The sequence below is a fragment of the Pseudomonas sp. DF5 genome, assembly GCF_058148225.1.
In genome coordinates this window covers 194,642-208,027 of record NZ_JBYVYM010000003.1, presented here as the reverse complement: position 1 = coordinate 208,027, position 13,386 = coordinate 194,642, and the positions used below count along the sequence as shown (strand labels likewise).

Genomic DNA, 13,386 nt, shown 5'->3' with positions numbered 1-13,386 from the left:
TCCGACAATTTCGTATTTAAATATTAAATATCGGTAAGTTATTTTTAGTCGGCTGCATCTCAATTTTCAGAGAACTTAGTGCAAGTACTGGTACATTGCCATCAACCAGATTAAACGTTCAGTTAGTCGTGATAGTTGTGGCGAGAAAACCTGTTTTCCCGCCACAGGGTACGAGCAAGTCCCCCGCTAGGCTTCCAGTCCAGAGAAGATTGTCTTTTTAGTGTCCAGCACCTTCAACCTCTGGCAGGCATCGTTGAAGGCACCCAACATCCCGACATCTTCGGGAGTTGCCTTGCTGTCAAGCATTCGACGCAAACAAGAAAGTACATACAATCGCCCTAAAGCAACGTCATCGGATGTGGTGCCGTTGGCGATGATTCTCTCGGCAGCGCTATTGATTTCTTTTTCGACGAAATTCCTGAAATCTGACTTTTTCATTGTGTCTCTCCTTCACAGACGTCATGTCTGCGCATGTCAGGCTACAAAGCAAATCGCGAGTTTTCTACTGTCAGAACTAACAGGTATAGATGAGTGGATGAAGCGCGCTTCCGATGACCTGGACGCGCTTCGGGATGACAATCAGCTCCCCGTCCGAATCTTGTTCCACATCCGCGTCTGCACCCGGTCAATGTTCAACAGCATCGCCTCAAGGGCAAACAATTTGCCCATCATTTCCGGGCTCGGATACACCTTGGTGTCGCTCTTGATCGCCGGATCAATCAGGCTATCGGCCTGTTCGTTGCTGTTGGCGTAGTGCACGTAGTTGCTGATGCTGGCGACCATGTCGAACCAGGTGGCCGCACCTTCCTTGGGGATCGAGTAGCCGATGCCCACACCGTTCCTGGCTTCCTTCAAGGCCCCGCCCTCAATCTGCCGGGCCATGAAGTGGTTGGACTAGGTCTTGCGCACGGCGTGAGTTAGCATGGGAGTACCTGTCGATTGAGAAAACGCCATTCAGTGCATGAAACCTTCCATGAACCCGGCAACCCGGCCGGCCAGTTTGCGACGCCAGGGCGCGGTGGACGGGTTGGCCAGGGTCTGGTCTTCGTGAACGAAGCTGCGGATGAGTGCGTTGTAGCCCAGCCAGCGGCAGGGCTCCGGCTCCCACGCCTTGAGCGCGTCGAGACCGCCCTGAGCAATCACCCACGGTTGGCGCACCAGCTCGGTATCGCGCTGAAGAATCAGATCGGCCAGCGTCCGCCCGCCGAGGTTGCTGGCCCCCACGCCCTCCCCGCCATAACCGCCCGACAAGGCGATGCCGCTGGCCTGATCGCAGAGCATGTGCGGCTTGAAGCGCCGGGACATCCCCAGGTTTCCGCCCCAGGCGTGGGTGATTCGCACGCTCTTGAGCTGCGGGAAGAGTTCACCGAACAGGTAGCGTCGTAACTGCACTTCGCTGGCGCTCAGCTCGAAGTCATGGCGCAACTTGCCAGCAAACTGATAGCCGCCACGGGCGCCAAACACCAGACGGTTGTCGGCCGTGCGCTGGCCGTAGGTGACCTGGCGGCTGCTTTCGCTGAACGCCTGACCATGGCTGAGGCCGATGTCGTCCCAGGTCGCGGCGGACAGCGGTTCGGTCGCCACCAGTAAACTCTGCACGGGCAATTGATAACGACCCAGCGGCGGCAACGTGACCGCGTAACCTTCCACCGCCGGCACGATCCAGCGGCTGCGAACCTGCGCGCGGGCGGTACGCAAACTGCCCGATTGCCATTGGGTGACCGGGCTGTTTTCATAAATTTTGACCCCCATGCGCTCCACCGTCCGTGCCAGACCTCGCACCAACTTTGCCGGGTGAATGGTCGCCACGTGCGGTGCATAGATACCGCCGTAAGGTTTGGCAATTCTGATCTGTTGCGCCAATTGCTCGGGGCTGAGCCAGCGGTAGTCGGCCTCGGTCAGCCCTTGGCGGTAGAGCGCGTCCAGATAATCGCGCAGGCTGGCTTCCTGTTCCGGGTAACGGGCCGCACAGTAAAGCGCCCCGCCCTTGCGATAATCACAGTCGATGCCTTCTCGTTCGAGGACGATTTCTACTTCATCGGGGATGCCGTGCAACAGATCGTAAGAGGCGCGACGTTGTTCGACCGGTAAACCGGCGAGCAAGCGATCCTCGCCAAGCAGGTTGCCCATCAACCAGCCGCCGTTACGGCCCGACGCACCAAACCCCGCGGTTTGGGCTTCGACAATGGCGATGTTCAGTCCCGGCGCCAGGCGTTTGAGGTAATACGCGGTCCAGAGCCCGGTGTACCCGGCGCCGATGATGGCCACGTCGACGTCCAGGTCCTTTTCCAGCGCCGGGCGCGCCAGTAACGGCTCGTCGAGTTGATCCATCCACAAACTGATCGTGCGCCACGCTGCCATGCCAGACTCCGCCACTCAATACTTCGATGGCGTCGATCCTAGTGCGTGGGTTCAGGGGCTGTCTTGCGCGCGTGCACGCAAAGAAATTTGTTTGGCGTAAGCCTTGGGCGACAGGCCAGTGTGCTGGCGGAAACAGCTGTAAAACGCCGACAGCGAATTGAAGCCTGCGGCAAAGGCCAGCTCATCGATACGCAGTGGTGGAGTGGCGCTGTCCAGTGCCGCGAGCAAATGCTGCAACCGCGCCTGATTGACGTAACGGTAGAAGCTTTGGCCGAGCACCTGGTTCAACAAGTAGGAAATCTGATTGCGGCTGTATCCGCACTCCTTCGCCACCCGTTGCAGGTCGAGTTCGGGATCCAGGTACGGCTGCTGCCCCTGGAAATACTGCTGCAAGTCTTCGGCCATGAAGCTCAGCTGTCGCGGTGACAGCCCGAGCCGACTGACCGCCGGGCGCAGGTTGCGGGGGGCTTTGCCGGACGTTTGTTCGTGTACGAGGGTGGCGTATTCATTGATCCGCCAGATCAGCCCGTCACGCACGGTGATCGCCTCGCTGGTCCGAAACGACACAAGCCCTTCACCGCCGCGAAGGGTGATGCGGTATTGAATGAACGCCGTGTTGCCATCCAGTCGGATACGGTCCGAGTGCTCCAGCGCCTCATCCGGATCGCGAGGCATGCTGTCACGCACGTAGTCGCGCAACGCGTCCAGGCCCATCACGCGGTTCTGGAAAAAGTCGTTGTACTGAATGTCCGGATGATAAAGCGCCATCACACCGTCCAGATCCCGGTGCTTCCAGCGCAGGTGGTAACGCATGACCGTGTCGCCCGTGGCCTGGGTTTGCGACGGACCATCATCATCGGCGTGCATAGAGGACTCGACGAGAAAAAACCGAGCTTGCCGAAGTTCGGTCCGGGCTTCAATGACCAATGGGATGCCCGGCAATGCTGGCCCTTGGCCGAAATGCCGGCATCTCATGACCTGCATCAAAAAAAACTGAACCAATCGCTGAACGGTCTGAAAAATTCCACGTGATTTTCACATCCGGGTGCTACTTTTAAAGACAGTCACCGGTTGAGCCATTGAAGGCTCTTCCCTCCTAACATGAGCTAAAGGAAGCGCTCGATGAAGAAGGTGGGCAACACATGAATCAAGGTTCATTCAGCAAGGTCACTTTTCCAAATGCCTGCCAGCTGATGCGCTGGCATTTTCATCCCATGGGTTTCGAAGCGACCATGGATGCACCGGGCAGCATGGTTGCTCGTCTATTCGACCGAGCCAGCGGCGAAACCATGATCGCCATTGCCGGCATTCCTTGTGCAACGGTCATGAATGCCGCCGATGTAGAGCGGATTATCGAAGCGGTCGAGGATGAGCTGGAAGCGTTCATTCCTCCCGAGGCACTCAGGAGTTATGCCTGACGGTCAGCACTCGACAAAAAGCCCGCTCGTCGATCAAGCGGGCTTTTTGTAGCAACTGCCGATTTGTTACAAGGAATGCGTCACCGCAACTTGCAACAGGGCCTGGGCCAGATCGGCGCGCAGGTCTTCGACATCCTCCACCCCCACAGACAAACGCACCAGCGCATCGCTGATACCTAGCTGTGCGCGTGTTTCTGCGGGAATGGTGGCATGAGTCATGATCCCCGGGTGCTCGATCAGGCTTTCCACCCCGCCCAGGCTCTCGGCCAAGGCAAAGATCCGCACGCTCTCGAGGAAACGTCTCGCCCCCTCCAGGTCGCTGTTTAGCTCAACGGAAATCATCCCGCCGAACCCGCGCATCTGCCGCCGCGCCAATTCGTGCTGCGGGTGCGATGCCAGGCCCGGATAATACACGCGTGCCACTTGCGGCTGACGCTCCAGCCATTGCGCCAGTTCCAGCGCGTTGCTGCAATGACGTTCCATGCGCAGCGCCAGGGTCTTCACCCCGCGCAAGGTGAGGAACGCGTCGAACGGCCCGGCGATCGCCCCCACTGCGTTCTGCAGAAAGCCCAGGCGCTCGGCCAGTTCCGCATTCTGCCCGACCACTGCAATGCCGCCGATCACGTCGGAATGACCATTGAGGTACTTGGTCGTCGAGTGCAGCACGATATCGAAGCCCAATTCCAGAGGACGCTGGATCCACGGGCTGGCGAAGGTGTTGTCCGCCACGCAGATGATGCCTCGCTCGCGACAGATGCGTGCGACAGCGGTGAGGTCAGTGAGGCTGAGCAAAGGATTGCTCGGCGTCTCGACCCAAACCATCCGCGTATCGCCCTGTAGCGCGGCTTCGAAGGTCGCCAGATCAGTCATATCGACGAAGCTGAAGCGATGCCCGGCGCTGCGTCGGCGCACTCGTTCAAACAAGCGGAAAGTCCCGCCGTACAAATCATTGCCAGAAACGATGTGCGCACCTGCGTCGAGCAGTTCGAGCACCGTGGCAATCGCCGCCAACCCGGAGGCAAAGGCGAATGCCCGGGTTCCACCCTCAAGATCCGCCACGCAACGCTCCAAGGCAAAGCGCGTCGGGTTGTGCGAACGCCCGTAATCGAAGCCCTTGTGCACACCGGGGCTCTGCTGCGCATAGGTGGAGTTGGCGTAAATCGGCGGCATCAGCGCCCCGGTGGTCGGGTCCGGCGTTTGTCCCGCATGGATCACACGGGTGGCAAAGCCCCGTGGCGCGGTGCTTTCATCGTGCTGACTCATGCGAGGGATCTCCGCAAGTGATTGAGCATGTCGACGCGGGTAATCAGGCCGTGGAAGCCCGAGGTGTCGGCGATGATCGCCACCAGCCCACGGTCGAGCACCGCCTCCAGTTCAGCAAGACTGGCGCCGGGAGGCAGGGTTTCGAGTTTGTCGGTCATCGCGCTGGTCACGGTCATGCGAAAGTGCGTGGCGTCCTCATGCACGCCAAACAGAATGTCGGACTCATCGATGACCCCGACCAGCCGCTGCCCGTCCACCAGCACCGGCAGTTGCGACACATCCGCCAGGCGCATGCGCTGGAAGGCGGTGAGCAAGGTGTCGTCCGGGCCGACGCTGACCACGCGGCCATCCTCGAAACGCCGCGCGATCAGGTCACGCAAATCGCCGTAGCGTTTGCGCGCCAGCAGGCCCTGATCGTTCATCCACTGGTCGTTGTAGATCTTCGACAGATAACGGGTGCCGGTGTCGCAAACGAAACTGACCACCCGCTTCGGTTCGGTTTGCTCGCGGCAATAGCGCAATGCCGCCGCCAGCAAGGTGCCAGTCGAAGAGCCGCCGAGAATCCCTTCGGCGCGCAGCAGCTGGCGGGCATGATCGAAGCTTTCCTCGTCGCTGATCGAATAGGCCTTGCGCACGCTGGAAAGGTCGGCAATCGATGGAATGAAGTCCTCGCCGATACCCTCCACTGCCCAGGAGCCAGGCGTGCCAAGGGTGCCGCTGCGGCTGTACTCGGCCATCACCGAGCCGACCGGATCGGCCAGCACCATTTCCAGATTCGGTTGTACGCGTTGAAAGAAACGGGTCAGCCCGGTCAGCGTGCCGGCCGAACCAACACCGACCACGATGGCATCCACATCATGCTGGGTCTGCGCCCAGATCTCGGGCGCAGTGCTGCACTCGTGAGCCAGCGGGTTGGCCGGGTTGTTGAACTGATCGGCGAAGAATGCGTCGGGAATATCCTTGGCCAGCCGCGCAGCGACGTCCTGGTAATAGTCGGGATGGCCCTTGCCGACGTCGGAGCGGGTGATGTGCACTTCGGCGCCCATCGCCTTGAGGTGCAGGACCTTCTCGGTGGACATTTTGTCCGGCACCACCAGCACCACCCGGTAACCCTTGGCGCGGCCAACCAGTGCCAGCCCCAGACCGGTGTTGCCGGCGGTGGCCTCGACGATGGTGCCGCCGGGACGCAGTCGGCCATCGCGCTCGGCGGCGTCGATCATCGCCAGGCCGATGCGATCTTTGATCGAGCCGCCGGGGTTCTGCGATTCAAGTTTGAGAAACAGGGTGCATGGGCCGGTATCGAAACGGCTGATACGCACCAGCGGCGTATTGCCGATCAGTTCGAGCACGGCGGGACGGGAGTTGTTCGGCATGTCGTCACCTCGCTACGGGTATCCGCACTGGATGGACAGCGACCCGCGGCGAGCATCGCGCGCCAGTCGCCAGCAAAGCCTCGCTTGGACCATAGGCCGGGATTGCGCGCCCCGCAACTTTTCGTAGCCAGTCGGTAACGTCGTCGCCTGAACGCCGCTACCTGAGAGTTCCCGGTTTCATGCAGGCACTTTTCCCTGACGGTGATCGGCAAAAAACGCCTTGCCCTTGCCGATCCGGTCGGAGGCCTTGGGCATGTTCGCCGCCTGGGTATCCTGGCCATCGACATACCAGTAGCAATGACTCACCGCGCGAGTGATGCCCACGTAGGCCAGACGCAGGATCTCGTCTTTCTGCGCGCTGTCGTAGGGCTCGCTGTCGCCGGCCTTGCCGAGCCCGGCCATGCGATAGACCTGGTTCTTGTAAGGCGAACTGGTCAGATGCTGGCAATCGCCCAGCAGGAATACCGCATCAGCTTGCAGGCCCTTGGCGCTGTGATAGGTCAGTTGCTTGAGCCGTCGCGCGTCGTACGGCAAGCTAGAATCCACATTAACTACAGACTGAATATGCTCTTCTATCAATGACTTATCGCTACTTTTTCGATAAAGCATCAAGATTGAATCGCCTTTCCTGTAGTGCTCGATCAGGCGCTGGGCCATGCCCTGGTCATCCCGATCGAGAACGTTCACCGGCAGCAACGCCTTGGGTTCTCCGCTGGCCTTGGCCTTCTTGCCGGCGATTGCCGGTGCGGCGCGGACGATGTGCTCCGCCGCGTCGATGATGTGCTGATGGCTGCGGTAATTGTCGCTGAGCATCACCTTGGTCGTGCTCGGTGACGGGAACTCCTTGTTGAACTCCATGAAGTAGCTCGGCGAACTGCCACGCCAGCCGTAAATCGATTGCCAGTCATCCCCCACACACAGCAATGACGAACGTTGCGCCCCGCGCCCTACGTGCATGGCCGGGCCACGACTGCGGATCTCGGCCAGGCTGGCGCGAATCCAGGAAACGATCTGCGGCGACACGTCCTGGAACTCATCGATCATCAAGTGCGACATTGGCCTGAGCAGTTCATCGCCGAGCAACTTGAGATTCTCCGGTGAATGCTCGCTGAACAGGGCAAACATCCGGTTGTAGGTCATCACGGGTGGCGATTGATCCAGCAGATGATCTTCCAGCGCTCGCCAGAACAGGCTCAAGGCCTCGAAGAAGAATCGGTCCGGGTCATCTTTGGCGAAACTCATCTGGCCCACGGCATTGGGCACATCCAGGCCGAGGTTTTCGATAAACCCGGCTGCCGCGACAAAACAGTCCAGCAACGGCGCGGAAGCCAGCTCGCCCTTGACCTTGTAATCGAAGCCCGGCCCGGCGCTCGCGTCACCGGCAAGCGACGCCAAAACACGTTTCGAAGATTCGTAACTATCGAGCCATATCAATGGCTTACGACAGAAAGCTTGAAACAGGGTGCGCTTTACAGCCCATTCCGCACGCACGGTCAGCTTGGCATTCGGGCGACTGACCTGGGGATTTTCCCGAGGATCGAAACCCAGCACCACCCAGGCATCCAGCGCCGGAATGTAACCGTGGCAATGGAAGGTCGAACCGTTGATGTCGAAGGTCTGACGATTCGGCTCGATGCCCTTGATCGGCCAGGCGCCGGCGCGAAACCACAGGTCCTCGATGGTGTCGCACAGCTCTTCATCGCGCTTGGCCGCCAGTTCAGTCACCGCCATGCGCTTTTGCACGTCCGGGTGATCGCGCTCCAGTTCCTTGAGCTGCAAGGCGTGACGAGACAACGGCTTGATCAATTCGCGGAAACGCTCATCGCGGGTATGCAGGCTGTGATAGCAGGCGTTGAGCTGCTGGCGCTGGGCGTCGTTGATTCGCAGGTCGAAGGGGTTGCTGTCGACCTCCTCATCGGTGCCCTGCACGCGAAAGCTGAGGTTTTCGAAGGCTTGCAGTCGTTCGAAACCCGGCAGGCTGCGCACCATTGGCAGGATCCGCGAATGAAAAGTGCGCACCAGGTCCCGCGCTTCTTTGAAGCTGAGTGCCCGGCCCCACACGGCAAACAGTTCGATCAGCTTATTGATGAAGTCCTTGCGCGACTCGCGAGTGAAGGTCACCACGGTCATCGAGCTCAGCTCAAACCCCAGGTAATGGCTGAGCAGCAGGATACGCAACACCAGGGTGGTCGACTTGCCCGCGCCCGCGCCGGCGATCACCGAAGTCGACGGTGTGTCACTGAAGATCATTTTCCATTGGGCAGCGCTCGGCTGGGCATGCGCAGGCAGCAGTCGCGCCACGTCGGCCTTCATGCGCTTCTTCAGCTCGGCGCTCAATGGCAGGCGCCAATCGTCGAACAGGTTGTCATCGACGTTGGGCGGTCGATGCTCGGTCGAGCGCGAGTCACGGATCAGCAGCACTTGCCGGCCCTCTTCCAGGCCCTCGAGCTTGCCTTCCTTATAGCCGTATTCCACGCCAGCGCTGTGACCGCTGCGAAAACCGTCGGCTTGCCCGTGCAGCCAGGACGCACGGTGTTGCGCGCGCAAGCGGGTCAGGCCGTGGCCAAAGAACCGGGCGGCCAGACGTTTGAGCAAAGGCATCTCGGCCAGGGGACGAAGTTCGGGCGGAAGATCGGGTGTGTGTTGCGGCACGCAGGCGGACTCCAGTGTGTGAGGCTGTCGAGGGCTATGGTGTCTGCATTTGTCGTTGAGTTCTAGTGAAATGCTTACAGGTCATTGGCTTATGCGATGAAGTGAAGGCTGGATGAGAAAAATTCGAGGTTATTCGATATCAAATAATTCGATTGTATTGAGGCATTTTTTACGCTTTTTATCGATTGGTACCTGATAGATGATGCTCACCATCAACCCCCGGTTCTCGTTTGTGGCTCAGTCGTTCTGCCCCATGACGAACCTTTTCAGGAGACGATCATGCTTGAACTCAGACCTTTCAATTCCCTGGGCGGCGCGCACCATGGCTGGCTGGATGCCCATCACCACTTTTCGTTCGCCGAGTACTACGACCCCAAACGCATGAACTGGGGCAACCTTCGGGTGTGGAACGACGACGTGATTGCCCCCGGTACCGGGTTCCCGCAACACCCGCACCGGGACATGGAAATCATCACCTACGTTCGTGAAGGCGCGATTACTCACCAGGACAACCTCGGCAACAAGGGCCGTACCGAGGCCGGTGATGTGCAGGTCATGAGCGCCGGCACCGGGATCGCCCACAGTGAATACAACCTGGAAGCGACCGAAACCCGGATCTTTCAGATCTGGATCATCCCTAACGAAACCGGTCTGGCACCGTCGTGGGGCGCCAAGCCCTTCCCCAAAGGCCAGCGTGAAGGTTTCGTGACCCTGGCCAGCGGCAAGGCCGGCGACGATCAAAGCCTGCGGATTCGCGCCGATGCACGTCTGGTGGCGGCCAACCTGAAAGCCGGGGAAACGGCTGAATATCGTCTGGACAGCGGCCGTCGAGCTTATCTGGTGCCTGCAACCGGAGTGATTGAAGTCAATGGCTTGCGTGCACAAGCTCGAGACGGGGTTGCGATTGCCGATGAGCAGGTGTTGCGGGTGACTGCGATCGAGGACAGTGAAATCGTGTTGGTGGATGTGGCTTGAGGCGGTAAATCCGTGTGCAAAAAAAGGGGCGACCGTTGATGGTCGCCCCTTTTTTCTGAAATGTTGGTGACTGTACTGACGCCATCGCGGGCAAGCCCGCTCCCACAGGTTTAGCGCAAATCCTTGTGGGAGCGGGCTTGCCCGCGATGGGCCTTCAATCACTTCGCAGAAATTGCGCCATCCACAAGCGTCTGAGCCTCGGCCACCAGTTGTTTCAGGTGATCGTCACTGACAAAGCTTTCTGCGTAAATCTTGTAGATGTCCTCGGTGCCCGACGGCCGCGCCGCGAACCAGCCGTTCTCGGTCATGACTTTCAGACCGCCGATGGCCTGGTCGTTGCCCGGTGCATGGCTGAGGATGCTCTGGATCGCTTCGCCCGCCAGTTGAGTCGAAGTGACCTGGTCCGGCGACAATTTGCTCAGCAGTGCTTTCTGTTCAGGGTTGGCCTTGGCATCAACGCGTACCGAGAACGGCTCACCCAGTTCATCGGTCAACGCGCGATAGGCCTGGCTTGGGTCACGGCCCGTGCGAGCGGTCATTTCAGCGGCCAGCAGCGCCGGAATCAAACCGTCCTTGTCGGTACTCCAGACACTGCCGTCCTTGCGCAGGAACGACGCACCGGCGCTTTCTTCACCGCCAAAACCCAGGGAGCCGTCAAACAGACCGTCGGCAAACCATTTGAAACCGACCGGCACTTCGTACAGACGACGGCCCAGGCGTTTGGCGACGCGATCGATCAAGCCGCTGCTGACCACGGTCTTACCCACGGCCGCATCGGCGCGCCACAGTGGACGGTTCTGGAACAGGTAGTCGATCGAGACCGCGAGGTAGTTGTTCGGCGCCAGCAAACCACCGGACGGGGTCACGATGCCATGACGGTCGTGGTCCGGGTCGCACGCAAACGCCACGTCGAAACGCTCTTTCAGGCCGATCAGGCCTTGCATGGCATAGCTGGACGATGGGTCCATGCGGATCTGCCCGTCCCAGTCGACGGTCATGAAACGGAACGTTGCATCAACCTGTTTATTCACCACTTCCAGGTCCAGGCGGTAGTGCTCGGCAATCGCCGACCAGTAGCGCACCCCTGCTCCGCCCAGCGGATCGACACCCAGACGCAGCTTCGCATCGCGGATGGCGTCGAAGTCGATCACGTTGATCAGGTCAGCGACATAGGTGTTGAGGTAATCGTGACGATGCGTAGTGCTGGCCTTCAGGGCCTGCTCGTAGCTGATGCGTTTGACGCCGGCGAGTTTGGCTGCCAGCAACTCGTTGGCCTTGGCTTCGATCCACTTGGTGATGTGGGTATCGGCCGGGCCGCCGTTGGTTGGGTTGTACTTGTAGCCACCGCTTTGCGGCGGGTTGTGGGACGGCGTGATGACGATGCCGTCCGCCAGACCTGAAGTACGCCCACGGTTGTAGCAAAGAATCGCATGGGAAATGGCCGGCGTCGGGGTGTACTCGTCGCCTTCGGCGATCATCACCGTCACACCGTTCGCTGCCAACACTTCCAGGGCGCTGGCACCGGCCGGCGTGGACAGCGCGTGGGTGTCGATCCCGACAAACAGCGGGCCATCGATGCCCTGGGCTTCGCGGTACAGGCAGATCGCCTGGCTGATGGCCAGGACGTGCCATTCGTTGAAACTCAAGTCGAACGAGCTGCCTCGGTGTCCAGACGTGCCGAAGGCGACACGCTGGGTAGAAATGGCTGCATCGGGCTGGCCAGTGTAATAGGCCGTTACCAGTCGCGGGATGTCGACCAACAGTTCTGCCGGTGCCGGTTTGCCCGCAAAAGGACTGAGTGTCATGCAAAACCTCTGAGAGAGAGTGGTTCGGGATAGGCACGCAGTTTACTGACAGTTTGGCCATCGCGCGACGTTATCGAACGTCAGGTTCCGAGGATGCCTGCGCCTCGGCTCAATCGACCGATTCCAGACGCAAGGCGTCCCCCAGCTGCCCCAGTGCAGCGACGAGCTCGTGGTCGCTACCGAACGTATGACTCAGGCGCAAGTACTGAGCGTGCAGGCCCTGCAGGCTGAACAATTCCCCCGGTGCGATGACCACTTGCTGTTTGAGCAGTCGCTGGAACACCCGATGTACATTGACCTGGCGCAACGAGCGGATCCAGATCGTCGCCCCGCCCCGGGGTTCGACGAAGTGCAGCGCATCCGGCAGACGCTCCTGAAGCAGTTGGGTCATCAGCACCATGCGCTCCTTGAGCCGCCGACGCAACACCAGCAGGTGTTGATCGATGCGTCCATTGCTGTACAGGCGTGCGATGGCTTTCTGGCGAATCAGCGACAAGCGGAATGCCCGCAGCAGAAAGTGTCGTTGCAACTCGGCGCGCAGTTGTCGCGATAGCAGATAACCAAAGGGCGCCTCCGAGCCAATGATTTTTTCGAAAGTGGAAAACACGATCAGTCGATCGGGGTCCAGCAGGTCACGAAACCGCAAGCCGCCTGGCTCAAATTCGAGCTCGCCGTAGCAGTCGTTTTCCAACACCCAACAGCCATGCCGCTCCAGCAGTTGCGCAGTGGATTGTCGGTTGCCGTCAGGCGCCACACTCCCGCGCGGCATGTTCAGGCCCGATGAAAGCACCACCAGTCGCACCCGCTCGGTCTCGAGCAGCGCTCTCAACTGTTTGAGATCCAGGCCGCCACAGGCTTGCAGCGGCAACTCGACAACCTGCACGTCCGCGTCACGGAACAAACGCAGAATCACCCAGTCGCACGGTGACTCGACCACCACCACTGTATCTTTGAGTTCAAGGACAGCGATCAATATTTCCAGTACACCGCGCATATCTGCGCCGATATAGACATCATCGGCGTGCCAGCAACGAGTCGGCGAAGTGGTGTAGCGTGCGGCAAGGGCCGTGCGCAGCTCCAGCTCGCCGCAGGGTTGTGAAGACGGTTGTGGCTGGCGCGGATACTGGCGCAGCAGTTCTCTCTCCAGCAACAACAACGGGCTATCCAGCGGTTGTAATAACGCCGGTTCATCGGCGCTCAACACCAGCATGCCGGGGCGCCTGGCGTTGACATAGACCGTTTCGAGCAGGTCTTTGCCGCTGCCGGGCAGGCCGATAGAAGACACCGGCAGCGCGTAATAGCCCGACTTGGCAACCGAATAGATGCGTCCTTCCTTCTCCAGCAGCGAATAGGCGTATTGAATGGTCGAGATCGACACATTCAAACGATCCGCCAACTGTCGCAGCGAGGGAAGGCGCACTCGCACATCACTGCCCGGTTCATTGATCAGATTGTTCAGGTAGCGGTACACCGCCTGGTACGCGAAATCGGAATCTCGTGATCCTTTCATAGATGATGACCGAACACGCTACAAACGTC

General features: G+C 59.8%; 10 protein-coding genes and 1 pseudogene. 2 read left to right on the top strand and 9 right to left on the bottom strand.

Features of this window, described 5'->3' with window-relative positions:
* Positions 1-186 precede the first annotated feature (186 nt).
* From AC30D7_RS04345 to AC30D7_RS04330, 4 genes and pseudogenes are all read right to left on the bottom strand, one after another.
* Positions 187-438, bottom strand: coding sequence for a hypothetical protein (locus tag AC30D7_RS04345; RefSeq protein ID WP_490133202.1), 252 nt, complete (start codon positions 436-438; stop codon positions 187-189).
* Positions 439-579: 141 nt separating this feature from the next.
* Positions 580-852, bottom strand: a pseudogene (locus AC30D7_RS04340) (spermidine/putrescine ABC transporter substrate-binding protein PotF); the annotation flags it as partial.
* Between the two features lie 102 nt (positions 853-954).
* Positions 955-2,361: an NAD(P)/FAD-dependent oxidoreductase gene (locus AC30D7_RS04335; RefSeq protein ID WP_490133201.1), complete on the bottom strand. Its 1,407-nt coding sequence runs from the start codon at positions 2,359-2,361 to the stop codon at positions 955-957.
* A 51-nt stretch (positions 2,362-2,412) separates the two neighbouring features.
* Entirely contained in the window at positions 2,413-3,228 is an 816-nt protein-coding gene (locus AC30D7_RS04330; RefSeq protein ID WP_490133200.1) for a helix-turn-helix transcriptional regulator, read from the bottom strand.
* A gap of 275 nt (positions 3,229-3,503) precedes the next feature.
* Between AC30D7_RS04330 and AC30D7_RS04325 the strand changes: the two genes are divergently transcribed.
* Entirely contained in the window at positions 3,504-3,779 is a 276-nt protein-coding gene (locus AC30D7_RS04325) for a DUF1652 domain-containing protein (RefSeq protein WP_490133199.1), read from the top strand.
* A gap of 66 nt (positions 3,780-3,845) precedes the next feature.
* Here the strand turns inward: AC30D7_RS04325 and AC30D7_RS04320 are convergent, their stop codons facing one another.
* The 3 genes from AC30D7_RS04320 to AC30D7_RS04310 form a co-directional block, all read right to left on the bottom strand.
* Complete coding sequence (locus AC30D7_RS04320; protein WP_490133198.1) at positions 3,846-5,042, bottom strand: cystathionine gamma-synthase; 1,197 nt, start codon at positions 5,040-5,042, stop codon at positions 3,846-3,848.
* On the bottom strand, positions 5,039-6,415 hold the full coding sequence (locus tag AC30D7_RS04315) for a pyridoxal-phosphate dependent enzyme (RefSeq protein ID WP_064618027.1): 1,377 nt from the start codon (positions 6,413-6,415) through the stop codon (positions 5,039-5,041). The genes AC30D7_RS04320 and AC30D7_RS04315 overlap by 4 nt, the downstream gene beginning before the upstream one ends.
* A gap of 177 nt (positions 6,416-6,592) precedes the next feature.
* Positions 6,593-9,067 carry a UvrD-helicase domain-containing protein gene (locus AC30D7_RS04310; RefSeq protein WP_490133197.1) on the bottom strand — a complete coding sequence of 825 codons (2,475 nt, stop codon included), beginning with the start codon at positions 9,065-9,067 and terminating at the stop codon, positions 6,593-6,595.
* A 279-nt stretch (positions 9,068-9,346) separates the two neighbouring features.
* Between AC30D7_RS04310 and AC30D7_RS04305 the strand changes: the two genes are divergently transcribed.
* Positions 9,347-10,042 carry a pirin family protein gene (locus AC30D7_RS04305; protein ID WP_490133196.1) on the top strand — a complete coding sequence of 232 codons (696 nt, stop codon included), beginning with the start codon at positions 9,347-9,349 and terminating at the stop codon, positions 10,040-10,042.
* A 158-nt stretch (positions 10,043-10,200) separates the two neighbouring features.
* Here AC30D7_RS04305 and pgm read toward each other — a convergent pair whose 3' ends face one another.
* Both pgm and AC30D7_RS04295 read right to left on the bottom strand, forming a co-directional pair.
* Positions 10,201-11,847 (bottom strand): phosphoglucomutase (alpha-D-glucose-1,6-bisphosphate-dependent), encoded by a 1,647-nt coding sequence (gene pgm / locus AC30D7_RS04300; RefSeq protein WP_490133195.1) that lies wholly within the window; start codon positions 11,845-11,847, stop codon positions 10,201-10,203.
* 109 nt (positions 11,848-11,956) lie between these two features.
* Positions 11,957-13,357, bottom strand: coding sequence for an aminotransferase-like domain-containing protein (locus AC30D7_RS04295; RefSeq protein ID WP_490133194.1), 1,401 nt, complete (start codon positions 13,355-13,357; stop codon positions 11,957-11,959).
* Between the last annotated feature and the right edge of the window lie 29 nt (positions 13,358-13,386).